The sequence below is a fragment of the Haloarchaeobius sp. FL176 genome, assembly GCF_024609245.1.
Taxonomy (GTDB): Archaea; Halobacteriota; Halobacteria; order Halobacteriales; family Natrialbaceae; genus Haloarchaeobius.
Window position 1 is genome coordinate 163560 of sequence record NZ_JANJYH010000004.1, and the last position, 26284, is coordinate 189843.

27 protein-coding genes and 1 tRNA gene are annotated in these 26284 nt (G+C 69.6%); 18 read left to right on the forward strand and 10 right to left on the reverse strand.

Translation table 11 applies throughout. From position 1 onward, the window contains the following. Nucleotides 1-19: 19 nt before the first annotated feature. The gene (locus tag NO978_RS09365) at nt 20-331 is read right to left on the reverse strand and encodes a hypothetical protein (protein WP_257299326.1); all 312 of its coding nucleotides are present in this window, start codon (nt 329-331) and stop codon (nt 20-22) included. A 44-nt stretch (nt 332-375) separates the two neighbouring features. Further along, complete coding sequence (locus tag NO978_RS09370; RefSeq protein WP_257299327.1) at nt 376-1776, reverse strand: phosphoglucomutase/phosphomannomutase family protein; 1401 nt, start codon at nt 1774-1776, stop codon at nt 376-378. Nucleotides 1777-2055: 279 nt separating this feature from the next. Here NO978_RS09370 and NO978_RS09375 point away from each other — a divergent pair, with 279 nt between their 5' ends. Then, nucleotides 2056-3153 (forward strand): A24 family peptidase C-terminal domain-containing protein, encoded by a 1098-nt coding sequence (locus tag NO978_RS09375; protein ID WP_257299328.1) that lies wholly within the window; start codon nt 2056-2058, stop codon nt 3151-3153. On the opposite strand, the gene NO978_RS09380 is transcribed toward NO978_RS09375, so the two are convergent. Next, entirely contained in the window at nt 3150-3374 is a 225-nt protein-coding gene (locus tag NO978_RS09380; RefSeq protein ID WP_257299329.1) for a hypothetical protein, read from the reverse strand. The two genes, NO978_RS09375 and NO978_RS09380, sit on opposite strands and share 4 nt — an antisense overlap. A gap of 183 nt (nt 3375-3557) precedes the next feature. On the opposite strand from NO978_RS09380, the gene NO978_RS09385 reads away from it, so the two are divergent. From NO978_RS09385 to NO978_RS09400, 4 genes are all read left to right on the forward strand, one after another. Further along, nucleotides 3558-4292: a hypothetical protein gene (locus tag NO978_RS09385; RefSeq protein ID WP_257299330.1), complete on the forward strand. Its 735-nt coding sequence runs from the start codon at nt 3558-3560 to the stop codon at nt 4290-4292. Nucleotides 4293-4358: 66 nt separating this feature from the next. After that, entirely contained in the window at nt 4359-5126 is a 768-nt protein-coding gene (locus NO978_RS09390; RefSeq protein ID WP_257299331.1) for a hypothetical protein, read from the forward strand. Between the two features lie 75 nt (nt 5127-5201). Beyond that, a complete protein-coding gene (locus tag NO978_RS09395) occupies nt 5202-7097 on the forward strand; it encodes an SLC13 family permease (RefSeq protein ID WP_369684131.1) in 1896 nt (631 codons plus the stop codon). Nucleotides 7098-7152: 55 nt separating this feature from the next. Beyond that, nucleotides 7153-7225: transfer RNA gene (locus tag NO978_RS09400), tRNA-Pro, on the forward strand. Here NO978_RS09400 and NO978_RS09405 read toward each other — a convergent pair. Next, nucleotides 7207-8139: an alpha/beta hydrolase gene (locus NO978_RS09405; RefSeq protein WP_257299332.1), complete on the reverse strand. Its 933-nt coding sequence runs from the start codon at nt 8137-8139 to the stop codon at nt 7207-7209. The two genes, NO978_RS09400 and NO978_RS09405, sit on opposite strands and share 19 nt — an antisense overlap. A gap of 84 nt (nt 8140-8223) precedes the next feature. Between NO978_RS09405 and NO978_RS09410 the strand changes: the two genes are divergently transcribed. Genes NO978_RS09410 through NO978_RS09435 form a run of 6 tightly spaced genes read left to right on the forward strand, consistent with a single transcriptional unit; the run spans nt 8224 to nt 14412 of the window. Further along, nucleotides 8224-11736 carry an LAGLIDADG family homing endonuclease gene (locus NO978_RS09410; RefSeq protein WP_257299333.1) on the forward strand — a complete coding sequence of 1171 codons (3513 nt, stop codon included), beginning with the start codon at nt 8224-8226 and terminating at the stop codon, nt 11734-11736. Beyond that, nucleotides 11736-12044 (forward strand): hypothetical protein, encoded by a 309-nt coding sequence (locus NO978_RS09415; RefSeq protein WP_257299334.1) that lies wholly within the window; start codon nt 11736-11738, stop codon nt 12042-12044. Before NO978_RS09410 ends, NO978_RS09415 begins: the two co-directional genes overlap by 1 nt. Nucleotides 12045-12082: 38 nt before the next feature. Then, nucleotides 12083-12421, forward strand: coding sequence for a hypothetical protein (locus tag NO978_RS09420; RefSeq protein ID WP_257299335.1), 339 nt, complete (start codon nt 12083-12085; stop codon nt 12419-12421). Then, nucleotides 12418-13290, forward strand: a complete 873-nt coding sequence (locus NO978_RS09425; RefSeq protein WP_257299336.1) for a hypothetical protein — start codon at nt 12418-12420, stop codon at nt 13288-13290. Before NO978_RS09420 ends, NO978_RS09425 begins: the two co-directional genes overlap by 4 nt. Nucleotides 13291-13315: 25 nt before the next feature. Beyond that, on the forward strand, nt 13316-13726 hold the full coding sequence (locus NO978_RS09430; protein WP_257299337.1) for a hypothetical protein: 411 nt from the start codon (nt 13316-13318) through the stop codon (nt 13724-13726). After that, entirely contained in the window at nt 13723-14412 is a 690-nt protein-coding gene (locus tag NO978_RS09435; protein WP_257299338.1) for a MinD/ParA family protein, read from the forward strand. The genes NO978_RS09430 and NO978_RS09435 overlap by 4 nt, the downstream gene beginning before the upstream one ends. Here the strand turns inward: NO978_RS09435 and NO978_RS09440 are convergent. Beyond that, on the reverse strand, nt 14366-15247 hold the full coding sequence (locus NO978_RS09440) for a transcription initiation factor IIB family protein (protein WP_257299339.1): 882 nt from the start codon (nt 15245-15247) through the stop codon (nt 14366-14368). The genes NO978_RS09435 and NO978_RS09440 overlap by 47 nt on opposite strands. Before the next feature lie 170 nt (nt 15248-15417). Between NO978_RS09440 and NO978_RS09445 the strand changes: the two genes are divergently transcribed. Beyond that, nucleotides 15418-15933 (forward strand): hypothetical protein, encoded by a 516-nt coding sequence (locus NO978_RS09445; RefSeq protein ID WP_257299340.1) that lies wholly within the window; start codon nt 15418-15420, stop codon nt 15931-15933. A gap of 6 nt (nt 15934-15939) precedes the next feature. Here the strand turns inward: NO978_RS09445 and NO978_RS09450 are convergent, their stop codons facing one another. The 3 genes from NO978_RS09450 to NO978_RS09460 are packed head-to-tail and all read right to left on the reverse strand — an operon-like array spanning nt 15940 to nt 18070. After that, a complete protein-coding gene (locus tag NO978_RS09450) occupies nt 15940-16788 on the reverse strand; it encodes a hypothetical protein (RefSeq protein WP_257299341.1) in 849 nt (282 codons plus the stop codon). A gap of 43 nt (nt 16789-16831) precedes the next feature. Further along, nucleotides 16832-17596, reverse strand: a complete 765-nt coding sequence (locus tag NO978_RS09455) for a ParA family protein (RefSeq protein ID WP_257299342.1) — start codon at nt 17594-17596, stop codon at nt 16832-16834. 48 nt (nt 17597-17644) lie between these two features. Beyond that, entirely contained in the window at nt 17645-18070 is a 426-nt protein-coding gene (locus tag NO978_RS09460) for an HIT family protein (protein ID WP_257299343.1), read from the reverse strand. A gap of 370 nt (nt 18071-18440) precedes the next feature. Here NO978_RS09460 and hisI point away from each other — a divergent pair, with 370 nt between their 5' ends. Beyond that, nucleotides 18441-18812 carry a phosphoribosyl-AMP cyclohydrolase gene (hisI, locus tag NO978_RS09465; RefSeq protein WP_257299344.1) on the forward strand — a complete coding sequence of 124 codons (372 nt, stop codon included), beginning with the start codon at nt 18441-18443 and terminating at the stop codon, nt 18810-18812. Next, nucleotides 18805-19893 (forward strand): hypothetical protein, encoded by a 1089-nt coding sequence (locus tag NO978_RS09470; RefSeq protein WP_257299345.1) that lies wholly within the window; start codon nt 18805-18807, stop codon nt 19891-19893. The genes hisI and NO978_RS09470 overlap by 8 nt, the downstream gene beginning before the upstream one ends. Here NO978_RS09470 and glmM read toward each other — a convergent pair. Further along, a complete protein-coding gene (glmM, locus tag NO978_RS09475) occupies nt 19890-21254 on the reverse strand; it encodes a phosphoglucosamine mutase (protein WP_257299346.1) in 1365 nt (454 codons plus the stop codon). The two genes, NO978_RS09470 and glmM, sit on opposite strands and share 4 nt — an antisense overlap. Nucleotides 21255-21374: 120 nt before the next feature. On the opposite strand from glmM, the gene NO978_RS09480 reads away from it, so the two are divergent. From NO978_RS09480 to NO978_RS09495, 4 genes are all read left to right on the forward strand, one after another. Next, nucleotides 21375-21620 (forward strand): hypothetical protein, encoded by a 246-nt coding sequence (locus NO978_RS09480; protein WP_257299347.1) that lies wholly within the window; start codon nt 21375-21377, stop codon nt 21618-21620. A 64-nt stretch (nt 21621-21684) separates the two neighbouring features. Next, nucleotides 21685-22566 (forward strand): hypothetical protein, encoded by an 882-nt coding sequence (locus NO978_RS09485; RefSeq protein WP_257299348.1) that lies wholly within the window; start codon nt 21685-21687, stop codon nt 22564-22566. Between the two features lie 88 nt (nt 22567-22654). Beyond that, nucleotides 22655-23509 carry a ribose-phosphate diphosphokinase gene (locus NO978_RS09490; RefSeq protein ID WP_257299349.1) on the forward strand — a complete coding sequence of 285 codons (855 nt, stop codon included), beginning with the start codon at nt 22655-22657 and terminating at the stop codon, nt 23507-23509. A 69-nt stretch (nt 23510-23578) separates the two neighbouring features. Beyond that, the gene (locus tag NO978_RS09495; protein WP_257299350.1) at nt 23579-24115 is read left to right on the forward strand and encodes a heme NO-binding domain-containing protein; all 537 of its coding nucleotides are present in this window, start codon (nt 23579-23581) and stop codon (nt 24113-24115) included. A gap of 23 nt (nt 24116-24138) precedes the next feature. On the opposite strand, the gene NO978_RS09500 is transcribed toward NO978_RS09495, so the two are convergent. Beyond that, nucleotides 24139-26256, reverse strand: a complete 2118-nt coding sequence (locus NO978_RS09500; RefSeq protein WP_257299351.1) for a CARDB domain-containing protein — start codon at nt 26254-26256, stop codon at nt 24139-24141. Between the last annotated feature and the right edge of the window lie 28 nt (nt 26257-26284).

The window sequence follows — 26284 nt, forward strand, 5'->3', positions numbered from 1 at the left end:
CGGCGACGGTCGTTCGCTGCTACTCGAACAGCTCGTCGGGGTCGCGCTCCTCGGCGGGTGGGCGCTCCTCCTCGTCCCAGTCGCCTCGACTGGTGGCGCGGGCAGCGGTTCCCCGACCCGACCCGCCGCGGCCGTCGTCGGTGGCCGCCGCCAGCTCGCCGACGTTGTCGGCGATGCGCTCGACGGCGGTGACGAGCCGGTAGAGGAGCGACAGAGCGAACAGCGCCACGAGCACCACGACCCCGAGCAGGAGGGTCGCACGGAGGAACGAGTAGAGGACGACGACGGAACCGACCGCAAACAGGACGGCGTTCAGGGTTTTCTCGTCCATATTCGACGTCTTCCGACTCCCGTGGTATAGGCCTGTCGAGAGGCTTAGGAGTCCGGGTCGGTGGCTGGGACGTGCGCCTCGACGAGCTCCTTCCCGTCCGCCAGAATCGCGTCGACGCGCTCGGGGCTCCCGGCCTCGGCGTAGACGCGCATCTTCGGCTCGGTGCCGCTCGGGCGGACGAGCAGCCAGGAGCCATCCTCGCACAGCAGCTTGAAGCCGTCCTTCGTCACCACGTCGGCGACGGACTCCCCGGCGACCTCGTCGGGGATGTCGTCGCCGAGTGCGTCCACGACCCGCGCCTTCTCCGAATCCGGGCAGTCGACGCTCAGCTTGGACTGGTGAATCTCGCCGAACTCGTCGAGCAGCGCGTCGACGCGTTCGTCGTAGGGGCGCTCGCTCTCGACGGCGGCGGCGAGCAGCGCCATCAGCACGCCGTCCTTCTCGCGGATGTGGCCCCGGACCGCGAAGCCGCCGGACTCCTCGCCGACCATCAGCGCGTCGTGCTCGCCCATCGCCTGCGCGACCCACTTGAAGCCGACCGGCGTCTCGTACACCTCCTCGCCGTGGGCCTCGGCGATGCGGTCGAGCAGGAACGTCGTCGAGACGGTGCGGACGACCGGTCCCGAATCCGACTCGAGCAGGTAGTCGTACGTCGCCGCGAAGAAGAGGTTCTCGTCGAGGAAGCCCCGTTCGGGCGTGACGACGGCGATGCGGTCTGCGTCCCCGTCGTTGGCGATGCCGAGGTCGGCGTCGCGCTCGCGGACCGCCTGGACGAGCTCCTGCAGGTTCTCCTCGCTTGGCTCCGGCGACGACCCGCCGAACTCGGGGTCACGCTCGCAGCGGAGCCGGTCGACCGTCGCACCGGCCGACGCCAGCAGCGCGTCGGTGGTGTCGCGGCCGGAGCCGTGCATCGCGTCGTAGACGACGTGCAGGCCGTCGAGGTCCGCGCCAACGAGGTCCATCGCGTGCTCGGCGTGCGGCGTCACCTCGTCGACTTCGTAGACGGTGCCGTGCTGCTCGGCCGGCAGCGGGTCGGGTTCCGCGAGGCGCCCGGCGATGGCGTCCGTCGCCTCGGGCAGCGCCGGCGAGCCGTCGCCCATGATGAACTTCACGCCGTTGTACTCGGGCGGGTTGTGGCTCGCGGTTATCATCAGCGCGCCGGCGAGGTCCCGCTCCTGGGACTGCCAGGCCGTCAGTGGCGTCGGGCGGTCCCGTCCCTCGGGCATCACTACGTCGAAGCCGTTGGCACAGAGCACGCGCGCCAGCTCCTCCGCGAACTCCGGCGAGGAGGCCCGCGCGTCGTAGCCGACGGCGACGGTCCCGCCCTCGTGGCCCTCGTCGCGCAGGTAGGTCGCGACGCCCTGCCCGACTATGCGGACCCGGGGAGCGGTGAACTCGTCGAGTGTCGCACGCCAGCCGTCGGTGCCGAACGAAATCGCATCCATACGCCACCCATCCACCGCCGGTGCGATAAAACCCCGCCGACTGCACCCTGTTCGTGGGGTTCGTGGCCGGGGTGTCCGAGCAAGGGTAGGGCCTCTCCGCACGGGGAGACGACAGTTGAAGACCATCTCCGGCAGCCGCCCTCGCTGGTGTCGTCGACAGCACCGACAGCCCGGGGCGTCGTTTTCGGGGGACTCACACCCCAAGGTCACGGAACCCCTCCGGCTCCGCACGCTCTCCCCACCGGAACCTCTAATTGTGTCGCCGCGGGGTAGGGAGTTGTGGTAGACGTTGGTCCACTCTCCGGGACGCTGCCCGACCTGTTGCGACTGGCGACCGTACCCGTCTTCGGCGTGCTCGCGTACCGCGACATCCAGACGCGGCGCATCGACAGCATCACCTGGGTCCCGCTCACCCTGCTCGGCGTGCTCCTGCTGGGTGTCGAGTGGCAGCGGGCGGCCGCCGCCGGCGGGACCGACATGCGCGTTTTCGTGCTCACGACCGCCATCAGCGTCGGCTTCGTCGTCTCGATGGCGTACGTGTTCCACTTCCTCGGCGCGTTCGGCGGGGCGGACGCCCGGGCGCTGATGACCATCGCGGTGCTGTACCCGAGCTATCCGGGCTACGTCGGCGGCGAGGTGCTGTCGGTCGCCGGCGTCACGCTCCCGGTGGCCGAGCCGGCACCGGTCGCGGTGCTTTCGTTCACCATCCTGACCAACGCCGTGGCCTGGGGCATCGCGTACCCGCTGCTGCTCGCGGCGCGCAACGGGGCGATGGGGCACGTCTCGAAGCGGATGTTCGTCGGGATTCCGGTGCGCTGGGACGCCGTGCCGGAGACCCACGGCAAGCTCCTCGACTCGGGGAGCAAGGGTCTCGGGGAACGACTCCGTGCGCTCGCGTATCCGCGGGGCGCGGGCCTCGACCTCGACGCCGTCCGGATGTATCTGCGCTGGCGCGGGGCGGCGCTCGGCGAGCTCCGGGACGACCCCGAGCGGTTCCGGGACCCCGACTCGCTCCCCGAGGAGCCGAACGACCCAACCGACGGTGCGGTCGACCGCGACGTGGCGACCGACGGTGGGGAGCCGATGGACGGCGCCGAATCCGTCGAGGAGACTGCGTCGTTGGACGACGACGGATCCAACGACAGCCCCGACGACGACCCCTGGGGCGCGGGGGCGTTCCTCGACGCCATCGAGGGCGACGCCTACGGTACGTCGCCCGAGCGACTGCGCGAGGGGCTCGACCGACTGACGACCGAGGAGCGGCTGTGGATCACGCCGGGCATCCCGTTCCTCGTGCCGGTTTTCCTCGGCCTGGTCGCCGCGTTCGTCTACGGCGACCTGCTCGTCGGGCTGCTCCGGGCGCTCGGGCTCATCTAGACGACGTACTCGTCGTACACCGGGTAGAGCACGTTCCAGAGGACCGTGACTGCCATCCCGACCGCGATGACTGCGAGCCACAGCGGCCGCGTGCCGTCGGTGTAGCCGAGCGCGAGCAGCGCCATCGTGCCGAAGAAGAGGCCGACGCAGGCGAGGAGACTGCCGAGCGAGAGCGAGACGAGTACAGGTGCCTCCCTGAACTGGTCGCCGAGACTGGCCATGTGCGGTGGTCCGTCCGCGCCGACATAACCGTGTCGCCGGTGGGTCGCGGCATGGGGTGCGACCCCACCAAATCGCGAGGAGCCACAACGTTCATCATCAACCTTTCAATCGGCCGAAACTACCTTTAGGCGACGAGTCTTTCCATTGACAACGACTGGGGATGGGGTCCCCTCCTAGCTACCATGACCGACCTAGATGCAGTCGAGGACGGCCGGAACGTCCTCGTGACCACCAAATCGACGAATAACGACCACTGCAGCGACCTGCTCGAGACGGGTGACCCGAACACGCGAGCAGAACTGACCGTCTCGCTGCCCGAGGCACAGGCCGAACAGACCGGGTTCGGCAGTGCCGCGAACACCCAGCCGGCACGCAAGGGAACCATCTCGGTCGGCGACGTGCTCCGGTCGGCCGGCGAAGGCGGCCCGGACTTCGGCGCGCCGGTCGTGATGGACGCCGTCGAAGACCCCGACGACCTCCAGGGCATCGGCACCGCGATCAGCCGCTACTGCCAGCACTGGAACGAGGAGGGCTACGATATCGTCGTCTGCTTCGACTCGCTGACCGAGCTGCTCGACCACGCCGGCCCCGAAGTCGTCTTCCAGTTCTGCCACGTGCTCACCAGCCGCCTCGACTCGGTCGACGCGCTCGCGCACTTCCACCTCGACCCCGACGAACACAGCGACGAGACCGTCGCCACCTTCCAGTCCATCTTCGACGAGACCGTCGGCGAGACGACCGAAGCCGACGCCATCGAGGCGTTCGCCGAGGCCACCGACGACGACATCGCGGCCCTCACCGAGAGCTGGAGCGCCGAGGCGAACTACTCCATCGTCGGCGACGACGACTACGCCCGACCCGACGAGGTCAGCGAGGCCTCGGACGACGACATCGCGGACTCGCTGCCCGTCGAGTGACCCGAAGTGATTTACGTGGTGGTCAAGTAACATGTTAGCAATCCCGGGGGGTCGGGGTGGATACACATGAGTGAACACGGCGCGGACGGTGGGCCGAGAACAGTCCTTCTCCTCGACGAGATGGCCGAAGACGAGACCGGCGAGCACTGCGACGGGCTGATGGGCGGCCCAGCCGCGGACCAGCGCGCCGAACTCGTCGTCTCGTTTCCCGAGGACGTGACCGACAGGCTCGACTTCAGCTCGCTCTCCGGCGGGCGACAGCCCGAGAAACGGGGTATCGTCACCGTCGGCGAGACGATGCAGGCCGCCGGCGCCGGCCGGCCGGACTTCAGCGATCCGCTCGTCGAGCAGACGGTCGCCGACCCGACCGACCTCCAGCAGCTCGGCGAAGTCATCAGCAACTTCTGTAACGTCTGGGGCGACGCCGGCTACGATATCGTCGTCTGCTTCGACTCGCTGACCGACCTGCTCGCGGCGAACGACCCGGAGATCGTCTTCCAGTTCTGCCACGTGCTGTCGGGCCGGCTCGAATCGGTCGACGCGGTGGCGCACTTCCACCTCGACCCGAACGCACACGGCCAGCAACTGCAGCTCACCTTCGAACAGATGTTCGACGAGACGCTCGTCGAGGAGATCGACGTCGAGCACCTCGTCCCCGGCGGGAGCAGCCGGGCCAGCGACGCCGACGTGGCCCGTGAGACCGAGACCATCGAGCTCGACGACCCCGACGAGACTCCGGCTGCGAACGACGGCGCCGCGACCGACTCCCCGCCAGCGGCCCGCCAGTCCGGCGAGGCCTCCGACGACGACATCGCCGATGCGTTGCCCGACTGAGGCGGACCGGCGCGGTGCTCGAACCGCCACCCGCAGTCCGTAGCCTTTTCTTCCAGGCATACCTCTTCGGAGCCTGTGGCCGCGCTCACACCCGAGATACTGCTGGTCTTCGCACTCGTCACCGTCGTCCTCGTCCTGTTCGCGACGGAGCCGGTGCCCGTCGACATCACCGCACTCGGACTGATGGTCGCGCTCATGGTCCTCGGCCCGCTCTCCCAGCAGCTGGCCGCGGCGGGACTCATCGGCGGGCCGGTCGAGCTCCTGCCGGACAACCCGACCGACGGGCTCGCGGGGTTCGCGTCGACGGCGACCATCACCGTGCTGGCGATGTTCATCCTCTCCGACGGCGTCCAGCGCACGGGCATCGTCCAGATCCTCGGACGGAAACTCGCCGCGCTCACCGGCGACTCGGAGACGAAACAGCTCGGGGCGACGATGGGGGTCGTCGCCCCGCTCTCGGGCTTCATCAACAACACCGCGGCCGTCGCCATCCTCCTCCCGATGGTCACCGACATCGCCCACGAGGGCAACACGTCGCCGTCGAAGCTGCTCATCCCGCTGTCGTACGCCTCGATGTTCGGCGGCACGCTCACGCTCATCGGCACGTCGACGAACATCCTCGCCAGCGAAATCGCCGCCGACGTCGCCAGCGACGTGGCCGACCCCAGCCCCGCCGTCGTCGCGCTGCAGGACGGCTTCTCGATGTTCGAGTTCACCGCCCTCGGCGTCGTCGTCACGGTCGTCGGCTTCGTCTACTTCCTCGTCGTCGGGCGCTACCTGCTGCCGTCACGCATCGAGCCCGAGGACGACCTCGCCGCCGAGTTCCGCCTCTCGGAGTACCTCACCGAGGTCGTCGTCCGCGAGGACTCCCCGCTCGTCGGCCAGACCGTCCGCGACGCGCTCGCCGAGACCGAGTTCGACGTCGACCTCGTCCAGCTCATCCGGGACGACGAGGTGTTCCTCGAACCGCTCGGCCCGAAGACCATCCAGGCCGGCGATCTCTTCACCGTCCGGACCGACCGGGAGACGCTCGTCGAACTCCTCGACGTGGAGGGGATGGCCGTCGTCCCCGAGTTCGAGGTCACCGAAGACGAGCTCGAACGCGCCGACCCCGCCGCCGAGAACCTCGTCGAGATCGTCGTCGCACCCGGCTCGCACGTCGTCGGCGAGTCCATCTCCTCGGTCAACTTCCGCCAGCGCTACGACGCGACCGTGCTCGCACTCCGCCGTGGCGGCGAACTCATCCGGAAGCGGATGGACGACATCGTCCTCCGCGTCGGCGACACGCTGCTCGTCCAGGGCACCGCCGACAGCATCCAGCGCCTCGACGACAACCGCGACTTCATCGTCGCCCAGGAGATCGAGCGCCACGACTACCGCGAGGAGAAGATACCCGTCGCAATCGGCGTCATCCTCGCCGTCGTCGGCCTCGCGGCGGTCGATCTCCTCCCAATCGTCGTCTCCGCCCTCGCCGGAGCCGTCGCCATGGTCCTCACCGGCTGTCTCAAACCCGGCGAGGTGTACGACGCCGTCCAGTGGGACGTCATCGTCCTGCTCGCAGGTGTCATCCCGCTCGGCACCGCCATGCAACACACCGGCGCGGCGCTGTACCTCGCTGACCTGCTCGTGGCGACCGAGGCGTACCTGCCGGCCATCGCCGTGCTCGGGCTGTTCTACATCCTCACCGCGGCGCTGACGAACGTCGTCTCGAACAACGCCAGCGTCGTGCTCATGATCCCCGTCGCCTTCGACACGGCCGCCAAGCTCGGCGCGTCGCCGTACGCGTTCGTCCTCGCGGTCACGTTCGCCGCCTCGACCGCGTTCATGACTCCTGTCGGCTACCAGACCAACCTGTTCGTCTACGGCCCTGGCGGCTACAAATTCACGGACTACACCCTGGTTGGAACGCCGTTACAGCTGATATTCGCGGTCGTGACGACGCTCGGCATCGCGGCGCTGTGGGGCATCTGAGTCGAGCGGGGTGGAACGAAACGTTTTACCCACGATAGAACTGATTTATATGCGCGGGCCGGTGGGGTAGCTTGGTAACCTTCAGCGTTTGGGACGCTGTACCCCCGGTTCAAATCCGGGCCGGCCCACTGACTTCTCTCGACGTCCAGCCCCCGACACGAACGGCTCGGGCAGCAGTGATGTCGAGCTCGGCACCAGCCGGTCGACCGAGCCGTCCACCGTCCTCACACCCCACGGCCTCGCCCTCGGCACAGAGCCAGTCGACCAGCGCCGCCACCACCCGTTCGTGTGCCGTCGTGGTCGAGATGGTCGCCTCGCCGTCGCCGTCCTGCGCGCCGTAGTTCCCGAACTGGGCGTGGTTCATCCCCTCTACGGAGACGAACGTCGCGTCCGCGGGGAGGAACCGCCGGTTCGACTCGAAGCGCTCCCGGTTCAGCACGCCGTCGCGGGTGCCGGTGATGGCGACCGTCGCCAGCCCCGAGTCGCTCACGTTCACGTCGCAGTACGACGCCGCGAGGACCACTCCGCCGACCCGGTCCGCGTTGCCGTTCGCGTACCGGCAGGCCATCGCGCCGCCGAGGGAGTGGCCGCCGACGTACCAGGAATCGATGCCGTTCTCGTTCGAAACGACGGGCGAGGCGGCATCGCTGTCCAGCACCGCGAGGTTCAGCGGGACGGCGGGGACGACGACGGTGACGCCGCGCTCGGCCAGCGGCGCGAGCGTGCGGACGTACGACCCCGGCTCGACGCGCCCGCCGGGGTAGAACACGAGACCGGCGCGCTCGCCGTCCGGCGGCTGGTCGTTGGGCCGGACGACGTAGCCGCCGTAGCCCGACTCGACGGTCACGTCGTACTCGGATTCCACGGCGGCTGGTGACTCGGTCGGCCCGTAGGCGAGGTAGTCGAAGTAGACCCACGCGCCGACGCCGACGAGGAGGGCGAGGAGGACGACCGTCACGACGGCGTACGGTGCGAGCCGACGCGCCCAGTCACGCAGTCGCTCGTCGTCGCCGGGCGTGAGCCACTGCAGGCGCTCGCGCATACCGACACCTCCGGCGGCGGGCGAGTAACACTTTCGCCTCGCTTTGCCAAGCTACTTACCCGATGGTGGCCTTAGTCCGTGCCGATGGACGCAGGGGACAACGCCGAGCTCGTCGACGCCTTTCTGGAGTTCTACAGGAACTACTACCGCGACGAGATCGGGAGACTCGCACAGGAGTACCCCAGCGAACGCAAGTCGCTGTACATCGACTGGGACGACCTGTTCACGTTCGACCGCGACCTGGCCGACGACTACCGCAACCAGCCCGAGCAGCTCCAGGAGTACGCCGAGGAGGCGCTCCGGCTGTACGACCTGCCCGTCGACGTCAGCCTCGGGCAGGCACACGTTCGCATCGAGCCCCTGCCAGACGCGACCGAGATCCGGTCGATTCGCTCCCGGCACGTCAACACGCTCGTGACCGTCCGGGGCATCGTCCGCAAGGCGACCGACGTCAAGTCGAAGATGCAGGTCGCCGCCTTCGAGTGCCAGCGCTGTGGCACCCTCACCCGCATCCCGCAGTCCACCGGTACCTTCCAGGAACCCCACGAGTGCCAGGGCTGTGAGCGACAGGGCCCCTTCGTGCTGAACCACGACCAAAGCGAGTTCGTGGACGCCCAGAAGATCCGCGTGCAGGAGTCCCCCGAGGGGCTGCGCGGCGGCGAGACGCCACAGGCCATCGACATCCACATCGAGGACGACATCACCGGCGAAGTGACCCCGGGCGACCACGTCGCCGCCACCGGCATTCTCCGGCTCGAACAGCAGGGCAACCAGCAGGAGAAGACGCCCCTGTTCGACCACTACCTCGAGGGCGTCTCGGTGCGTATCGACCAGGAGCAGTTCGAGGACATGGAGATCTCCGAGGCCGACAAGGAGGAGATCGTCGCGCTCTCGAACGAGCCGGACATCTACGAGCAGATGGTCGGCTCCATCGCGCCCTCCATCTTCGGCTACGACCAGGAGAAGCTCGCGATGATCCTCCAGCTGTTCTCCGGCGTCACGAAGTTCCTCCCCGACGAGTCCCGGATTCGGGGCGACCTTCATATGCTGCTGATAGGGGACCCCGGAACGGGGAAGTGCGTCAAGGGAGACACCCGTGTCACCCTCGCAGACGGCTCGGAGCTCGAAATCGGTGACCTCGTCGAGTCCAACCTCGACGAGCCGAAAGAAATCGACGATGGATGGTGGGACGAGGTCAGTATCGAGCTGCCGTCGCTCCAGCCCGACGGCACGATAGGGACGGAGCAGGCGACGAAGGTCTGGAAGCGTGAAGCTCCGGAGACGATGTACCGAATTCGCACGGACACCGGGAAGGAAATCGAGGTCACGCCGTCGCATCCGCTGTTCGTTCCCGCTGGAGCAGGCTTCCGTGCGGTCGAGTCGCGGGAATTGGCCGAGGGCGACTTCGTCGCAGCTCCCAACCGTCTCGCTCACGATTACGATGACAAACTCGATATCGACTACCGGCAGGCAATCTCCCACAACGCGATTCCGCTCGATCTCCCTGACGAGTGGACGGCGTCGCTGGCACGACTGCTTGGGTACATCGTCGCCGAGGGGTACGTCGAGCAGCGCGCCGACAACACCGGGTTCGTCAGCATCACGAACGACGACAGGGAGATTCTGGACGACAGCATCGAGGCACTCGAAGCACTCGGATTGAACTGGACCGAACGAGGAGCACACGAGGGGAACTCTGCACGCGAAGTTATGTGCTCCGCGGGAGGGTTCGTCAGCTTCCTCGAATCATTCGATTCGTCGTTGCTCGAATCCTCAGCCGAGCAGTGCGTTCCCGACCCGATATTCCGCACGTCACCGGCGGTACAGCGGTCGTTCCTGAAGGCGTACATCGACGGCGAGTGTCACATTTCGTCGTCACAGCGTGAGATATCAGTCGCCTCAATGAGTCGGGAGTTGCTCGATGGTGTCCGGACTCTGCTGCTCTCGTTCGGTATCACGGCACAGCTCCACGAGAAAGAAGGTGGCAGCTACAGGCTCAGAATCAGCGGTGACGCGTTCGCACGTTACGTCGAACAGATAGGCTTCGTGACCGAGCGAAAAGCAGCGGCAGCAGCCGCACACGAGGGAGTCGAATCCAACACGAACACAGACGTCGTTCCCGATGTCGGCGATACACTCCGTCGGGTTCGAGAATCTCTCGGGCTGACGCAGTCCGAATGTGGACTCCCCCGGTCGACGTACCAACACTACGAACGTGGCGACCGAAATCCGAGCCGAGAGAGCCTTGAGGTGGTCGTGAAGACGTTCGAAGACAGTCTCTCGGAGACGGAGTACCGCGATGTGTCGGAGGTCGTCGCCGACGGCGGGTCGATAGCGCACGAGGTTGCTGTACTCCGCCGGCTCTGTGACAGCGACCTGCAGTGGGAACGCATCGAGTCCATCGAGTCCGTCACGCCCGACTACGACTGGGTGTACGACCTCGAAGTCGCGGGCACCCACAACTACCTCTCGAACAATCTGGTCTCGCACAACTCCCAGATGCTCAGCTACATCCGTCACATTGCCCCCCGCTCCGTCTACACCTCCGGGAAGGGGTCCAGCTCGGCTGGTCTCACCGCCGCGGCTGTGAGGGACGACTTCGGCGACGGCCAGCAGTGGACCCTCGAAGCTGGCGCGCTCGTGCTCGCCGACCAGGGTATCGCGGCTGTCGACGAACTCGACAAGATGGCCGCGGACGACCGCAGTGCGATGCACCAGGCGCTCGAACAGCAGGAAATCTCGGTGTCGAAGGCGGGTATCAACGCGACGCTGAAGTCGCGCTGTTCGCTGCTGGGGGCGGCGAACCCGAAGTACGGCCGGTTCGACCAGTACGAGCCCATCAGCGAGCAGATCGACCTGGAGCCGGCGCTCATCTCGCGGTTCGACCTCATCTTCACGGTGACGGACAAGCCGGACGAGGAGCACGACCGCGACCTCGCCCAGCACATCCTGACGACGAACTACGCGGGGGAGCTGAACACGCAGAAGACGGAGCTGACGAACGTCGGCGTCGATCAGGCAGAGATCGACGAGATGTCGGAGACGGTGGACCCGGTCATCGACCCGGAGCTGATGCGGAAGTACATCGCGTACTCGAAGCAGAACTGCTATCCACGGATGACCCAGGAGGCACGGGACGCCATCGAGCAGTTCTACGTGGACCTGCGCTCGAAGGGGATGGAGGAGGACGCACCGGTGCCGGTGACGGCGCGCCAGCTGGAGGCGCTGGTGCGGCTGGCGGAGGCGTCGGCGCGAGTCCGGCTCTCCGACACGGTCGAGGAGTCCGACGCGGACCGGGCCATCACCATCGTACGTGACTGCCTGAAGGACATCGGGGTGGACCCGGAGACGGGCGAGTTCGACGCGGACGTGGTCGAGACGGGGACGTCGAAGACCCAGCGCGACCGCATCAAGAACCTCAAGCAGCTCATCGGCGACATCGAAGAAGACTACGACGAGGGCGCACCGGTCGACGTGGTGCTCGACCGCGCCGACGAGATCGGGATGGATACCTCGAAGGCCGAACACGAGATCGAGAAGCTCAAACAGAAGGGCGAGGTGTACGAGCCCCGCACGGACCACATCCGGACGACTTGATGGACCGAATCTCCGCACTGCGGAACGTCGAGGATGCGCTGGCGGCGTTCGAGGACGGCGACTGCGACCTGGCCGACCTCGAACGGCGCGTACAGACCATCCTGCGGACGTACGTCAGCGAGTTCGACGTGGGAGAGTCGCTGGCGGTGTACCGGGTCGTGCCGGCGGACGGAGATAGCGACAACTCGACCGACGGCAGCAGCGGACTCGTCCTCGTCGCGGGTGGGCCGAACGAGGCCCGGGCGCAAGCCCGCGAGCTCGCAGACGACCTCCCCGCGTCGCTGTCGGTCGAGCGCGTCTCGGACTGACCGGTGACTTTTTTACACCTCGTTTCGCACGAAACTGCGTGTTCCTCGTCATCACGTACTCGACTGCGGCGCGGGAGACGCTCCGGAACCTCTGTCGGGCGCACGAGGATGCGGTCGTGCGGCGGTTCGGGCGGGCGGCGCTGTTCGACCGGACCGAGTTCGGCGCGTTCTGTGCGCTGCGGCTCCGGGCGAAACACGGCGGCGACGTCCAGGTCGACCGGACCCGGCCCCTGAACGAGTTCGACCCGACGTACGAGCGCGTCCGTGCGGCGGCCGAGGCGTACGAGGAGCGGGACTCGCCGTACACGCCGTACGAGCGGTTCGCGACCGGCACCGAGCACCCATCACCGGGCGAGATGCGGGCACGGGAACTGTGAAGGTCGTCTACGGCGCGTGGTCCGCGACGGGGACGGCGGTCGACCTCCGGAAGCGCGGGCTCACCGCCGAGACGGTGCTGCGAGCGGTCCGGGCTGACGGCGCGGTCGGCACCGAGACCGGAATGCAGGGACGAGGGCCGACGCTCCGCATCGACTGTCCGGAGCCCGGTCCGGTCCACGAAGCCGTGGGTGTCGTCGGGGGCGACGGTGCGGTGTGCACGCGAGCGACGCTCGCCGCGGTGGCACGGCAGCGAGGGCTGACACCACCGCAAGCCGACCGTATCGCGGCGCTGGAACGGGAGCTGGCAGCGGTCGACACGGACGACGGTGCTGCGAGCGAACGCCAGCGAGCACGCAAGCGCGTGTCGGAGGTCGGCACCAAGGAGGCAGCCCTCCACGAGCGCGTCGCGTCGCTGCGGGGCGCGCTGCGCGAGCGGCGCGAACTCGGCGAGCCGACCGAGGAGCTGGAACGGGAGCTGCGCGAGGCGACACGGGAGCTGACCGAGGCGGAGACCGACCGTATCGCCGCCGAGGAGGCACTGGCGGCGGCCCGTCGTGCGGCCCGGGACGCCAGAGACGCGCGGGAGCGACGGCTCGCCATCGAGGACGACCTGGCGAACGCCCGGCGGGCGGCGCGGGCGTGGCTCGTCACGCGGGTCGTCGACGAGTTCGCGGACGCACTGGCGTCGATGCCGGGCTCGGCGGTCCCGGGCGATACACCCGGCACGTACGAGGGAGACGACGTGACGGCGGCGCTGGCGGTCGTCAGGGTCGCCGACGTGGCCGCGCCGACCGTGCTGTCGTGCGAACGGTTCCCGTCTGCGGGGGCCGCCGCGGCGGCACTGGACGCGCCGATTCTCACGGTTTAAGCCCGAACGCGGGACCAGAGGGGGTATGGTCGAACTCGACGTGCAGACGGAACGACGCGACTGCGTGACGTTCGTGGCGGCGACGGTCCGCAACGACGGGCGTACCGGGCGACGGGTGACGCTGCGGACGGGCCTCGACCCGGTGTGGCCGCCGCGCCGACAGGGGGTTCCGGCGGCAGGCTGGGACGAGGACAGGGTCACCCTGACCGTGGCAGCGGGCCGGGAACGGGGCGTCGGCTTCGCGACGCCAGCCGCACCCAACGAGCCGGTGCTGACGGTCGTGGAGACGGCGACGGTGGACGGCAATGCGAGCGAGACGGCGACGGAGCCGACCCCCGAGCACGTCGTCCGCGCGCTCGGCGATCCGACACCGCCCGCGGACGCGGTGCCGGTCGCCGGGCGGACCGAGGCGGCGACCGAGGAGGAGTCACGATGAGGGTCGCCGTGACGGGGGGGAAGGGCGGGGTCGGCAAATCGACGGTCGCGTACAACCTCGGCGCGGTGGCGGATGCGGTCGTCGTCGACGGCGACCTCGGGATGGCCGACCTGCCCGGCAGCGCGGGACCGGACCTCCACGACGTGCTCGCGGACCGGGCGGAGCCGGTCGAGGCCGTCCGAGAGGGTGGTCCCGTCGACATGCTACCGTGTGGCCGGTCGCTCGCCGGCGCGCGGGCAGCCGACGTTCGTGGGCTCGTCGCGGCCGTGCGGTCCGTCGAGCGCGCCTACGGCGACGTGGTCGTGGACTGCCCGGCGGGCCTCGCCGCCGATGCCGGGATGCCGCTGCTCGCCGCCGACCGGACGGTCCTAGTGGCGCTGCCCGACGCGTTCGCGCTGCCCGACGCGCTGCGGACGCGAGCGCTGGCCCGGGAACTCGACGCCGGGCTGGCACAGGTCGTGCTGAATCGGACGGGGACGAACCCGCCGCGGGCGGCCGTCGAGCGCGCGCTCGGCGCACCGGTGACGACAGTCCCCGAGTCCGACCCGCTCGCCCGGGCGACCGCGACGGGGCAGCCGGTGACGGCGACGGCCCCCGATTCGGCGGCCGCCGAGGCGTTCCACGCGCTCGCGGCGGCTATCACGCCCCCTCGTCGCGGAGCGCGTAGAACCCCGCGCGGACGGTGACCGAGGACACGTCGGCCACCGCGGCGGCCTCGGCCTGCGTGAGGTCGCGGTCGTGCTCCCGTGCGGCGGGGTAGAGGCACGCTGCGGCGAACCCGCCGGGATTGCGGCCCGCCGCGATGCCGTCCTCGACCGCGTCGCCCGCGAGGTCGCGGGCACGGGATTCGACGGCTCGTGGGAGGTCGAGCTCGGTCGCGTAGCGGGCGAGGTACTCGCGGGGGTCGATGGGACCGGTCGGCAGGCCGAGCTCGCGATTGAGGGCGTCGTAGGCGGCCTTCAGCTCGGCGGCGGTCGCGCGGGCGGGCTCGATCACCTCGTCGATGGTGCGCGAGATGTTCTGCACGCGGCAGACGGCGTACACCGTCGCGGCCGCGAACCCCTCCAGCGACCGGCCCTGAAGGAGGTCCTCGTTCTGGGCGGACTCGAACAGCGCGCAGGCCTGGTCACGGACGTGCGTCGGGAGCGACAGCGCGCCGACGACGCGGCGAACCTCGGTGAAGGCGTACACCTTGTTGCGCTCGCGCTTGGAGCCGGTACGGGCGCGGTTGTGCTGGCGGCGCATCCGGGCGACCGAGCGGCGCTTGCGACCGGTCAGCCGTGTCGTCTCGCCGCGCCCGTAGCCGATCTCGGTCGAGAGCCCGCGGTCGTGTCGGGAGCGCGTGAGCGGCGCACCGGTGCGCTTTCCCGACGCCTCGCCGTCGGTGCTCGACCGCCACTCCGGCCCGCGGTCGATGCGGTCGGCCCCGACGACCAGGCCGCACTCGCTGCAGACCGTCTCGTCTCGCTCGCGCTGGAGGTGACCGCTACATTCGGGACAGCTCGTCTGAGCCTTGCTCATACCTGAAGGTTCGTCCCGACAGGTTATTTAAACACACCTGGTGGCTGGATTGAACCGGGGTGGACGGTGGCTCGAACCTACCGGTGACCGGTCGGTTCGGGCCCTCGCCACCGGTCGGCAGCGGCGCTCGACCCGTGTCTTTTTATTCAGTCGCGGGCGAAGCGATAGCTATGGGGCTGGCGGACATCGCCGAGGGACTGTGTGTGACGACGGAGCAGCGCGACCGCGGCGTCGCCGTCGCCGACGAGACCACGGGTGACCTGCCCGACCGGCTGCTCGACTACGCCGACGACCTGCCGTGTCCCGTCGAGACCGCGGCGGCGGTCGTCGACGCCTACGTCGGTGGAAGCGCGGTCGACGCGGCCGGCCACGAGGCCGGTGTCGCACCGACGACGGCTGCGAAGGTGCTCCACCTGCTCGGACTCGAGGGCGTCTCACCGGTCTCACCGCAGGGCCGCGAGCTGGTGCGTGACTGGCTCGCCGGCGAACTCTCGCGGACCGACGCACGGGCGCTCAGCGGCGCGGGCGAACGCGAGTTCGCGCTGGCGGCGTTCGTCGAGAGCCACGAGCCACTGCCCGGTGCGGAGGACGTGGTCGCGGACGCCTTCTCGCGGTCCGACGACGCGTCGGTCGCGAAGCGAGACGCCCTCGCGGAGACGATGAGCGGCGCGGACGACTTCCTCTGAGGCGGTTCAGACGCCGGCAGGCGTCTCGACACCAGCGCCGTCGAACAGCTGGTACATCACAGCCTGCGAGCTGTAGTTGAGCGCGGTGAACAGCCCGCCGACGACGGAGTAGCCGAGCAGGAACTCGGGGCCGGGGATGGTCGCCGAGACGGTCGAGGAGCCGACCGCGGTGTACCGGAGGACCATCGCGGACTGGGAGACCAGCTCCCGGTTCTCCGCGGAGAACGAGAAGGCCCCGCCGGTCTCGATGGCACCCGGGAACGGGATACCGAAGGCGTAGGCGACGAGGAGTGCGGCGAGCGCCGAGAGCAGCCCGGTGACGAGCTGGACGCCCAGCACGGTCAGGACGTTGCCACCGGCACGGTCCCAGCTCCGGCGCACCGCGTCGGTGGCGGTCTCGCCGTCGATGAACGCGGCGGGGAGCGCGAGGTGGAGGCGCAGCGCCACGTACAGCACCGGGAGGGCGATACCGACGATGCCGACGACGACGGCGAGCACGAGCAACGGCGGGAAGACGAAGCCGGCGAGCGCGACGACCCCCACGATCATGACGCCGGCGAGGATGACCGACCCGGCGATGATGGCGATGATGACGGTCGCGCCGATGGCCGAGAGGGTGCGTCGGAGGTAGCTGCGGTCGGTCGCGGGCGTTTCGGCGAGTGCCTGGTGGGTCAGTACGACCGCGAGGCCGCCGACGACCGGTGAGGCGACGTTCGAGACGTAGGGGACGAACCCCAGTGCCACCACCGCGACGCCGGCGAGGAGGATGCGAGGATCGGCGGAGAGGGCGTCGGCCGCACGCGAGAGCACGCCGACGGTCCCAACGTCGGACGTACGGGCGGGTTCTACTGCCATACGAGAACAGATATGTAACTTGCTGTAAAGTTTTTTTCGTCTCTCAGAACGAGAGGCGGGTTCGGAGCCCCTCCTTCGGGAACTCCACGTCGAGCTGGGTCTCGAAGACGGCCTCGGCGGTGGTTGCGATGCTGCGGGCGAACGGTCCCGTCGCATCCTCGATACAAACCGGGGCGTCGGTGACCCCGCGGACGTCGCTCTCAGGGACGGCGACGTCCGCCGATTCGACCGGGGTCGAGTCCCCCGTCGCCGGCGCCGCGGCCCCGTTCGCGACGACGCGGTGTGGCTCGACCCCGAGGTCGGCGAGCCGGTCCCGGGTGCGGGCGAGCGTGTCCACGCCGCGCTTCGAAGACGGGACGACGCAGGCGACGGTGTCGGTCGCGCTGACCGCCGCGATGGAGGGGTTGTCCGCCACCGGCGGGGTGTCCACGAGGACGTGGTCGTAGGCGACCGTCGCGTCGCGGAGCTCCTGGCCGAAGCGCTCGGCCGCCTCGCCCGACTTCGCCCGGGCAATGCGCTCGAACGGTGCGTAGGTGGGGCAGACGCTCACGTCGCCGGACGTGTCCACTTGGAGGTCGACCATCGCCGCCTCCGGCGTCACCTCCTCGTCGGTGAGCAGCCGTGTCAGGTCCGCGTCGATACGTCCGTGGAGGTACTGGCTCAGGCCTTGCGTGGCGAACGCGGCATCGAACACCGCCACGTCCCGCCCGTCGCGCGCCAGCGTCGTCGCCAGCTCGACCGTCAGTCGGGTCGCACCCGCGCCGCCGGTGACGCCCATCACGGCCGCCGACCGGTCCTGTTCGAACATACAAATTACTCTCCCGCTACCGCGTAAAAAATGTCCGAATCGGCTCGGTCAGTCGAGTGCAGTCCCGATAGCGTCGGCGATGTCGTCGAGCTCGTCGTCGCTCACGTCGGTCGGCCCGTCGAACAGCGCGTGGATTGGCCCGTAGCCGTCGCCCTCGTAGCGCGGCACGACGTGGTAGTGGACGTGGGGCACCTCCTGGCCGGCCGCCTCACCGTTGTTGCACGCGACCGTCGTTGCGTCTGCGTCCATCCCCGCCTCCACCGCGGGCGCGACCTCGTGGACGGCCGCCGCGAGCGCGGCGCTCTCCTCGGCCGGCAGCTCGCCGAGCGTCTCGTGGTGGTGCTTCGGGATGACCAGCGTGTGCCCCGGCGCGAGCGGGTTCACGTCCAGGAACGCGAACGCGTGGTCGTCCTCGTAGACGGTTCGGCTCGGGATCTCACCCGAAACGATCTGACAGAAGAGGCAGTCCTCCATGTGTCGTGGGTCTGCTGGCGTGGTGAAGAAGCTTTCCCGCCAGTGGGGTCGCTGGTGGGTGTTTCGGCCCGTTCCCGACCCCCTTCGTTTCCTGTGGAGTGTTTTCTGACACCACCTGGCAACGGAACGGTGTGTCACCGCCCAGCTACGCGTGGCGTCGCCGCCGGGGTGCCGCTGGGGTGTCGCCGTCCGGTCGGGTGGCGGGCTCGCTGGCCGTGCGCCAGCCGCAGAGGTTTACAATATTCGTGGACTTTCGAGTCGGGGAGCCGGGCGACGGGTGACGACCCGGCGAGGTCGTCCACCCACGACCCAGCGGGCAGTGTCCGCCGACAGGAAAAGACCCATATCACCGACGGCCGAGTTTTCGACAATGACAGATGCGGTTTCAGCGCTGGACTTCGGCACGGACGGCCTGGTCCCGGTCGTCGCGCAGGATGTCGATTCCGAGGCGGTGTTGATGCTCGCCTACGCGAACGAGGAGGCGGTCGAACGGACCGTCGAGACCGGACGGGCACACTACTACTCCCGGTCGCGCGACGAGCTGTGGGAGAAGGGCGCGACGAGCGGACACACGCAGGTCGTCGAGGGGGTCCGGAAGGACTGCGACGGCGACGCCCTCCTCTACCGCGTCCACCAGGACGGCGGTGCGTGCCACACGGGGTTCCGGTCGTGCTTCCACCGGACCGTCGAGGGCGAGACGGTCGGCGAACAGGTGTTCGACCCCGACGACGTGTATGAGTGACGCCATCGAGCGCCTGCAGAGGGCGCGCGAGCGGGTCGAGTCGGCCGAGGCGGCGGTCGAGCGCCACGACCAGCTCGAAGCCGTCGAGTCGGCACACCGCGCGGCGATGGAGCTGCTGGACCGCTACGACGAGACGGCGACCGGGACGGGCGACTTCCAGTCGTTCGTCAAGTTCCAGGACGAGTTCACGACGACAGTCGAGGGCCTGGACGACGACCTGCCGCGCCGGGACGCCTTCGAGGAGGCCCTCGACGTGGTGGACCAGCGCCGGCTCTCGGAGTCCGACTTCGCGGCGGCCCGGGAGGCACTCCAGCCGGCGTCGGAGCTGGTGGGCCTGCTCGACGAGGAGCGCGAGGCGCGTGCGGAGCTCCGGGAGGCCGAGCGCGAGGCGAAGCGACGGCTGCAGGACATCGAGGACGCCATCGCGGAGCGCGAACGGCTGGTCGAGCTCGGCGATGCGGACCTGGACGCACCGGTCGAGCAGCTCGAGGACCCTATCGAGAGGTTCAACGAGGCAGTCGTCACCGCGTTCGCCGACTACCGCACCGAGGTGAGTGCACGCGAGCTGCTGGAGTTCGCGGCGAGCGCGGCGCACTACCCGCTCGTGGACGTCCAGCAACCGCCCGCGGACCTCGTCGAGTACGTCGAATCCCACGCGGCCGGCACGGAGACGGTACCGCGGCTGCTCGAACTAGCGGACTACTCGCCGTCGAAGCTGGACCACTACGTCGACGACGCCACCGCGCTGAAGCGGGCGGTGGCGACCCGCCAGACCTACCTCGACCGGCTCGACGGCTCGGCGCTCCAGCTCGACTGGCCGCCGGGGCCCGCGGCGGCGCTGCGCCGGCGCTGCGAGGAGCGCATCCCGCTGGTCGCACGCGTCGCCGGCGAGGAAGTGGTCGCGATGCTGCGGACGGTGCGCGAGCTGACCTGGAACGACGACTACGGGCGACTGCAGACGGCGGCGGCCGCGCTCGACGAGCTCGACGCCGAGGGTCGCGAGCGGCTGGCCTCCGGCTCCGTCGCGGACGAGCTGGCGGAACTGCGGGAGGAACGAGAGACGTTACAGGCGGCCCTCTAGGCGGACTCCCTGGCCTCGAGGAGCGCTTCGGACATCCCGTCGACGAGCTCGTTCGCGCGGGTGGCGTCGTGCGCCTCGGCGTAGACGCGCACCAGCGGTTCCGTGCCCGAGGGACGCGCGAGCACCCACGCGTCGCCGTAGTCGAGCCGGAAACCGTCCTTCGTGTCCAGGTCGGCGTCGGCGTCGTCGGCGCGCTCCTCGGCGGCGGCGAGCATCGCGGTCCGTTCGGCCTCGCGCTCGTACTCGACGTTCCGGCGGACGTTGTGGTAGCCGCCGTAGGGCGCGACGACCTCGCTGACGGGCGCCTCGGCGAGCAGTTCGAGGAAGCGTGCGGCGGTGTAGGCTCCGTCACGGGCGATGTGGTAGTCTGGGAAGAAGATGCCCCCGTTGCCCTCGCCGGCGAGCGGGACGTGCTCTCCCGTAGCGAGCAGTTCGCGGACGCGAGTGATGATGTTCGTCGAACCGATGGGCGTCAGCTCGAGCCGTGCGCCGGTCTCCTCGACGACGTCGACGAGCCGCTGGGAGACGTTCACCGCCGAGACGGTGACGTCTTCGGGCCCGAGTTCGGCGGCGGCGAGCGCCGCGAGCGTGGCGTCGCCCTCGACGTACTCGCCGGTCTCGTCGTAGAAGATGGCGCGGTCGGCGTCGCCATCGTGTGCGATGCCCACGTCGGCGTCGGTCGCGCGAACGAGGTCGCCGAGGTCGCTCAGGTTCCCCGGGACTGGTTCGGGGTCGCGCCCGGGGAAGTGGCCGTCCGGCTGTGCGTTGACCGTGACGACGCGACAGCCCAATCGCCGGAAGAACTCGGGCGAGGTGAGCGCGCCGGCGCCGTGACCGGGGTCGAGCGCGACCGTCAGGTCCGCATCGGCGATGGTCTCCCGGTCGACCGCATCGAGCACGCGGTCGACGTAGCGGTCGGCGGCGTCCTCGACGCGGGTGCTCCGGCCGACCGCGTCCCACGTCGCCGGCTCGAACGTCTCGCCGAGGAAGATGTCCTCGACGCGTTCGAGGTCGGGGACGGCGAGCTCGACGCCGTCGTCGCCGACGAGTTTGACGCCGTTGTACTCCGCCGGGTTGTGGCTGGCCGTGATCATCATCGCCGGCAGGCCCTCGGCCTCGGCGTAGGCCTGTGCGCCCGGTGTCGGCACGCGGCCAAGCCGGTCCACGTCGACCCCGACGCTCGTGAGCCCGGCCGCGGCTGCGTCGGCGAGCATCTCGCCCGTTGCCCGTGTGTCCCGCGCGATGGCGACCCGGTCGGCACCCCACGCCGTGCCGGCCGCCTTGGCAACGCGGAGGACGAACGTCGGCGTCAGCGCCTCGTTGGCGACGCCGCGAGTCCCGCTGGAACCGAATACCTTCATTCGAGTGCGTCTGCGTGCGGTGGCGTCAAATGGATTCCGAACCTGCCGCGGGGGGTCATCTCCCGTCTCCGGGCTCGAACCCCACCTTTATTTCTCGTCGGGAACCATCGTTCGATTGGAATGACAGTCCTCTCCACTCAGGACGAAGGGAAGTACCTCATGGACATCGAAGGCGAGCAGATCGGCATCGTGACCGAGGTCGACGCCGAGGCGCAGGTCGCCTACGTCGAGCCCGAGGCCGGCATCTCCGAGGCGCTGGTCCAGAGCTTCGGCTTCGGCGACGCCGACGACGACGATATCGAGGTCCACGCGGACTCCGTCGAGACCGTCACCGACACCGAGCTCCGCGTCGCGACCGACCTCTGAGTCGGGAGTCCCCGCTCACACGCCGACCACATCGTTTTCCACCCCGGCCGACCCACGTTCAGCCATGAGCGCCGAGAAGGACATCAGCCTCGACGAGAAGCGGGTCTACGACGGCGACGAGCGCAAGGCGACGCTGTACGTGGCCTCGGGCGTCGGCTGCGTCGCGGTCGACGTGGTGGACGAGCGCGTCGGCGGGTTCGAGCTCGTGGCACGCGGAACGGCCCGGGACGTGGCTGCCGGCGGCGGTGTGGTCGCCGTGGCCACCGCCGAGGACGTGCTCGTCGGCCGGGTCGGCACCGACGCAGCGGACACCCACGTCGACGCGTTCGAGGGGACAGGCCACGGCGCGGCGGTGGCTGTCGCCGTCGCCGACACGGACGAGCCGGCGATTCTCGCGGCGGGCCCCGACGGCGGGCTCTCGCGGCGGTCGGTCGACGGGGATGGCGACTGGACCGACTGCGGCACCGTCGAGAGCGAGGTTCGCTCGCTCTCCGGCGACCTCTGTGCCGCCGCCGACGGCGTGTACCGCGTCGGCAGCGAGCCAACTCACGTCGGCCTCGACGACGCCCGGGACGTGAGCGCAGTCGGCACGCCACGCGCAGCCACCGGCAGCGGCCTCTACCGCCTCGGCAACGGCTGGCTGGACGAACTCGCGGGGGCCGCGACCCTGGTCGAAAGCGACGGCGGTGAGACGGGGACCAGAGACGCCGACGAGCCCGAGCGGGCCCACGCCGTCGTCGACGACGAGCTGGTCGCCCTCTCCGCCGGCGAGTGGGTCAGCTACCCGGACCAGCCCGAGGGAGGGGTCGTCGGGGTCGCCTACGACCGGACGACGTACCTCGTGACGAGCGAGGGTCGGGTGTTCGCGGCGGCCGAGGACGGCTGGCGCGCGCAGTCGCTCGGCGTACCGGACGTGGTGGGTGTCGCGGCCGTCGGGCCGACCTGACCCCATCTGGCGGGGCCGTCTCGGGACCGGAACGTGACACACTCGGCATAACGAAAGTGGAATTAGGCAGGCCGGCGAGCACTCCCACATGATACTCCCAGGCTCGGCCTCCCAGTCGCTGGCGGCCGAACTCGCGGCCGCACTCGGCGAGCCCATCGCGCCCGTCGAGTACGAGCGGTTCCCCGACGGGGAGCTGCTCGTCCGTATCGGCGATGCCTCGCCCGAGCGTGCCATCGTCGTGGCATCGACCGCGACGAGCGACGCGTTCGTCGAACTGCTCCAGCTACAGGACGCCGCCCGCGAGGCCGGCGCGAGCGAGGTCGTCACCGTCCTACCGTACATGGGCTACGCCCGGCAGGACGAGGCGTTCAACCCCGGCGAGCCGGTCTCCTCGCGGGCCGTCGCCCGGGCCATCTCGACCGGTGCCGACCGCGTACTCACGGTCAACCCGCACGAGGCGGGCGTCTGCGAGTTCTTCGACCCGCCCGCGGTCGCGCTCGACGCCGCGCCACGGCTCGCCGAACCGCTCCCCGAGGACCTGAGCGAGCCGCTCTTTCTCGCACCGGACGAGGGGGCCTGCGACCTCGCCGAGTCTGTCCGGGACGCCTACGGCCGCGGCGAGACGGACTACTTCGAGAAGGTCCGGCACTCCGGCTCCGAGGTCGAGGTCAGCCCCAGCGACGCCGGCGTAGCCGGCCGGGACGTCGTCGTCGTCGACGACATCGTCGCCACCGGCTCGACGATGAGCGAGTCCATCGGCGTGCTGAACGACCGCGACGCGGCCCGCGTGTCCGTCGCGACGATCCACCCGCTGCTCGCGCGGAACGCACCGACGAAGCTCGCCCGTGCCGGCGTCGAGGCCGTCTACGGCACTGACACGCTCGAACGCCCCGTCAGCGCCGTCTCCGTGGCACCGGTTGTCGCGGGAGAACTATCGGAATAAAAACACGGATTCTTTATACCTCGTAGCGTTCCTACAGTACGTAGCCCCTCAAGGGGCGGTGGTGTGGCCATGCACGGGATACTACACAAATCACTCAAGGGGTTCGTCGGGGAGCACGTGCCGGGGACGACCTGGGACGAGGTACTGGACGCGGCGGGCATCGAGCCGAAGCTCTACCTCCCGGTGTCACGATATCCGGACGAGGAGTTCACCGACGCCATCGCGGTCGTCGCCGAACAGACGGGCACCGCGGAGCCGGTCGTCCAGCGCAACGTCGGAACGTACCTCGCACCGGAGCTGCTCAACACGTTCAAGGCACACGTCAAGACCGGCTGGGGCACGAAGGAGGTCGTCGCCAACCTCGAAGAGATCTACCGACAGATCGAGACCGGCGACGACGAGGCCGCGTTCCCGACCGTCTCGACGGACCGCATCGCCGCCGACACGTACATCGTCCAGTACCAGTCCGAGCGCCGGCTCTGTCACCTCGCGAAGGGCATCATCGAGGGCATCGCCGACGAGTTCGACGAGGAGGTCACCGTCTCCGAGGGCGCGTGTATGCACGACGGCGACGGGCACTGCGAGCTGACCGTCGAGTTCGCGTAGGCCGGCCGAAACTGACGTTCCGCTTACTGCCGCCGCTGCAATCCGAGTCCCGCGAGCAGACCGACCAGCGCCGCCACTGCCGCCGTGACACCGAACCCGGGCATCGGCAAGGAGCCGCCCGCACCGTCGTCGTCGCTGCCGCCCACGCTTCCGTTCTCGGTGTCGGTGCCGCCGGCCGTCGTCTCCGGCTCGACCGCGCTGACGCTCACCTGTTCGCCGCCGACGCGAACGACGTGCTCGCCGGCCTCGCCGATCGTCACCGTCCCGGTGTAGGTGAGCCGGCTCGTGGGCGGTAGTCGGACCGTCTCCGTGCGGCTCTCCTCACCGTCGAGCGACAGCGAAACCTCGCCCGCCGCCGGCCAGGCCGCCTCGTTGTCGACGGTTGCCCGGACCGTGAACGGCTCGCCGACCGTGACCGACTCGGGGGCCTCGATACTCGTCACCCGCGGGGTCGCCGGGTCGCGCACGGTGACGGTCAGCTCGCGGTTGGCGACGCGAACGTCGTAGGTCCCGGCCTCGTCGAACGTTCGCTCGAACGTGACCGTCGCCGTCTCGCCGGGGTCGAGCTCGCCCGAGTCAGTCGTCTCGACCGTGCCGTCGACGACGAATCGGGTCTCGTACGTGCCGATGCCACCACCGACGTTCTCGACGGTGGCTTCCACGGACAGCGTCTCGCCGGCGGCGAGCGTCGGTGAATTGCCGACGGTCGCGTTCCGGTACGGCCCCGCGACCGCCGGCGAGCCCTCGGCGAGCATGTACGCGAACGAGGCAGGCACCGCTCCGAACAGCTCGGCGTGCGTGTCCCGGGACCAGGTGTCCGGCACGTCCGAGCCCGTCGTGTATCGGTCGGCGTACGACCGCGTGTCCGTCCCCGCTGCCGCCTCGACCGCCGACAGGATGTCGGCGTTGTCGACGTTGTCCTCCTGACCGTTGAGCCGCCGGAACACCCGCTGGAACGTCGCGCCGTCGGTCGCGGCCCGGAGCCGGCGGTCGATAGCCCCCGTGACGAGCGAGCCCTTGAGGTAGTTCGCGTTGTTGCTCCACGTCGTCGGCTCGGCGAGCACCGCCGTCGACTGCGGGTCCCCGCTCCCCCGTTCGAGCTTCTCGCGGAACGCGTCGAAACCGATGTGGCCCTGTTCGTACGCGAGCAGCGCGGCGTAGTAGTCCGCCGTCGCCTCGGTCAGCCAGCGCCCCGACCGGTTCGTGCGGAACTCCTGTCTCGTGTGGACGTACTCGTGCAGCCAGACGTTGTTCGCCCGGTCGAGCCGCGCGTCGGCGACGACCCAAGCGTCCGTGTCGCCGTACTGGAGGCCGGCGGAGGACCAGTCCAGCGACTGCGGCGCGGCGATGACGAGCGCGGTCTCGTCGCGCTGGCCGACCCGGAGCTGCTCGCTCGCGTTCGCGATGCTCGCCAGCACGGCCTCGGGCGACTCGCGCATCGCCGCCGCCTCGGGCACTGCGAGCGTTATCTCCTGTCCGTCGACCGTCTCGCTGTAGGTCCTCATCGGCCCGAGGTAGGCCATGTAGCCGCCCGTCGTCCCCTCGCCGGCGACCGTGACGTGCTTCTCGAGGTCGACGTCGTCCGCCCCCCGCCAGCGCCACGAGCTGCCCAGCCCGGGGACGCGGGTGATGGCCCAGTCGCCGGTGTCCGCGAAGGCGTACTGGGCCGCCTGCGTGTCGGCGGTCGTAGCACCCAGCCCCTCGGCCAGGGCGGCGCGTCCGCCGGTGTCGTCCGTCTCGTTGGCGTCGTAGGTGAACGTCACCGTCCCGCCGGTGCCCGCGCCGGTCCAGGCGTACCCCTCGCCACCGTCGCGCTCGAAGTGCTCGGTCGACTGGACGTCGGCGCTGGGCTGGAGCTGCAGCCGCAGCTCCGTCACCTCGTCGGGGATGTCGAAGCTGACCACCGCCCGTATCTCGCCGGGGCTGTCCGGCGTCAGATGCAGCGTGAGCGTCCGCGTGATCGTCGGGACCGACTGCTGACCCGCCGCGTGGACCGGTTCGTTCGTCGGGAGAGCGTCGGCGTCCGCGCCGGACGCGCGGACAGGCTGGGTGTCGTCGGTCGGCTCGGAGACGGGCGTCGCGGCGGGGACGGCGGCCAGCGAGACCAGAAGGATCGAGATGAGCGCCACCCGTCGGTGCATGAAGCGACGAACGGACGGCGAAAAGATG

Excerpts from the sequence above, each read along its gene's own strand:
- NO978_RS09365 (WP_257299326.1), bottom strand. The coding sequence starts at position 331 with ATGGACGAGAAAACCCTGAACGCCGTCCTGTTTGCGGTCGGTTCCGTC.
- NO978_RS09370 (WP_257299327.1), bottom strand. The coding sequence starts at position 1,776 with ATGGATGCGATTTCGTTCGGCACCGACGGCTGGCGTGCGACACTCGAC.
- NO978_RS09380 (WP_257299329.1), bottom strand. The coding sequence starts at position 3,374 with ATGGCCAGTCTCGGCGACCAGTTCAGGGAGGCACCTGTACTCGTCTCG.
- NO978_RS09385 (WP_257299330.1), top strand. The coding sequence starts at position 3,558 with ATGACCGACCTAGATGCAGTCGAGGACGGCCGGAACGTCCTCGTGACC.
- NO978_RS09390 (WP_257299331.1), top strand. The coding sequence starts at position 4,359 with ATGAGTGAACACGGCGCGGACGGTGGGCCGAGAACAGTCCTTCTCCTC.
- NO978_RS09405 (WP_257299332.1), bottom strand. The coding sequence starts at position 8,139 with ATGCGCGAGCGCCTGCAGTGGCTCACGCCCGGCGACGACGAGCGACTG.
- NO978_RS09410 (WP_257299333.1), top strand. The coding sequence starts at position 8,224 with ATGGACGCAGGGGACAACGCCGAGCTCGTCGACGCCTTTCTGGAGTTC.
- NO978_RS09415 (WP_257299334.1), top strand. The coding sequence starts at position 11,736 with ATGGACCGAATCTCCGCACTGCGGAACGTCGAGGATGCGCTGGCGGCG.
- NO978_RS09430 (WP_257299337.1), top strand. The coding sequence starts at position 13,316 with ATGGTCGAACTCGACGTGCAGACGGAACGACGCGACTGCGTGACGTTC.
- NO978_RS09435 (WP_257299338.1), top strand. The coding sequence starts at position 13,723 with ATGAGGGTCGCCGTGACGGGGGGGAAGGGCGGGGTCGGCAAATCGACG.
- NO978_RS09440 (WP_257299339.1), bottom strand. The coding sequence starts at position 15,247 with ATGAGCAAGGCTCAGACGAGCTGTCCCGAATGTAGCGGTCACCTCCAG.
- NO978_RS09445 (WP_257299340.1), top strand. The coding sequence starts at position 15,418 with ATGGGGCTGGCGGACATCGCCGAGGGACTGTGTGTGACGACGGAGCAG.
- NO978_RS09450 (WP_257299341.1), bottom strand. The coding sequence starts at position 16,788 with ATGGCAGTAGAACCCGCCCGTACGTCCGACGTTGGGACCGTCGGCGTG.
- NO978_RS09455 (WP_257299342.1), bottom strand. The coding sequence starts at position 17,596 with ATGTTCGAACAGGACCGGTCGGCGGCCGTGATGGGCGTCACCGGCGGC.
- NO978_RS09460 (WP_257299343.1), bottom strand. The coding sequence starts at position 18,070 with ATGGAGGACTGCCTCTTCTGTCAGATCGTTTCGGGTGAGATCCCGAGC.
- hisI (WP_257299344.1), top strand. The coding sequence starts at position 18,441 with ATGACAGATGCGGTTTCAGCGCTGGACTTCGGCACGGACGGCCTGGTC.
- NO978_RS09470 (WP_257299345.1), top strand. The coding sequence starts at position 18,805 with ATGAGTGACGCCATCGAGCGCCTGCAGAGGGCGCGCGAGCGGGTCGAG.
- glmM (WP_257299346.1), bottom strand. The coding sequence starts at position 21,254 with ATGAAGGTATTCGGTTCCAGCGGGACTCGCGGCGTCGCCAACGAGGCG.
- NO978_RS09480 (WP_257299347.1), top strand. The coding sequence starts at position 21,375 with ATGACAGTCCTCTCCACTCAGGACGAAGGGAAGTACCTCATGGACATC.
- NO978_RS09485 (WP_257299348.1), top strand. The coding sequence starts at position 21,685 with ATGAGCGCCGAGAAGGACATCAGCCTCGACGAGAAGCGGGTCTACGAC.
- NO978_RS09490 (WP_257299349.1), top strand. The coding sequence starts at position 22,655 with ATGATACTCCCAGGCTCGGCCTCCCAGTCGCTGGCGGCCGAACTCGCG.
- NO978_RS09495 (WP_257299350.1), top strand. The coding sequence starts at position 23,579 with ATGCACGGGATACTACACAAATCACTCAAGGGGTTCGTCGGGGAGCAC.
- NO978_RS09500 (WP_257299351.1), bottom strand. The coding sequence starts at position 26,256 with ATGCACCGACGGGTGGCGCTCATCTCGATCCTTCTGGTCTCGCTGGCC.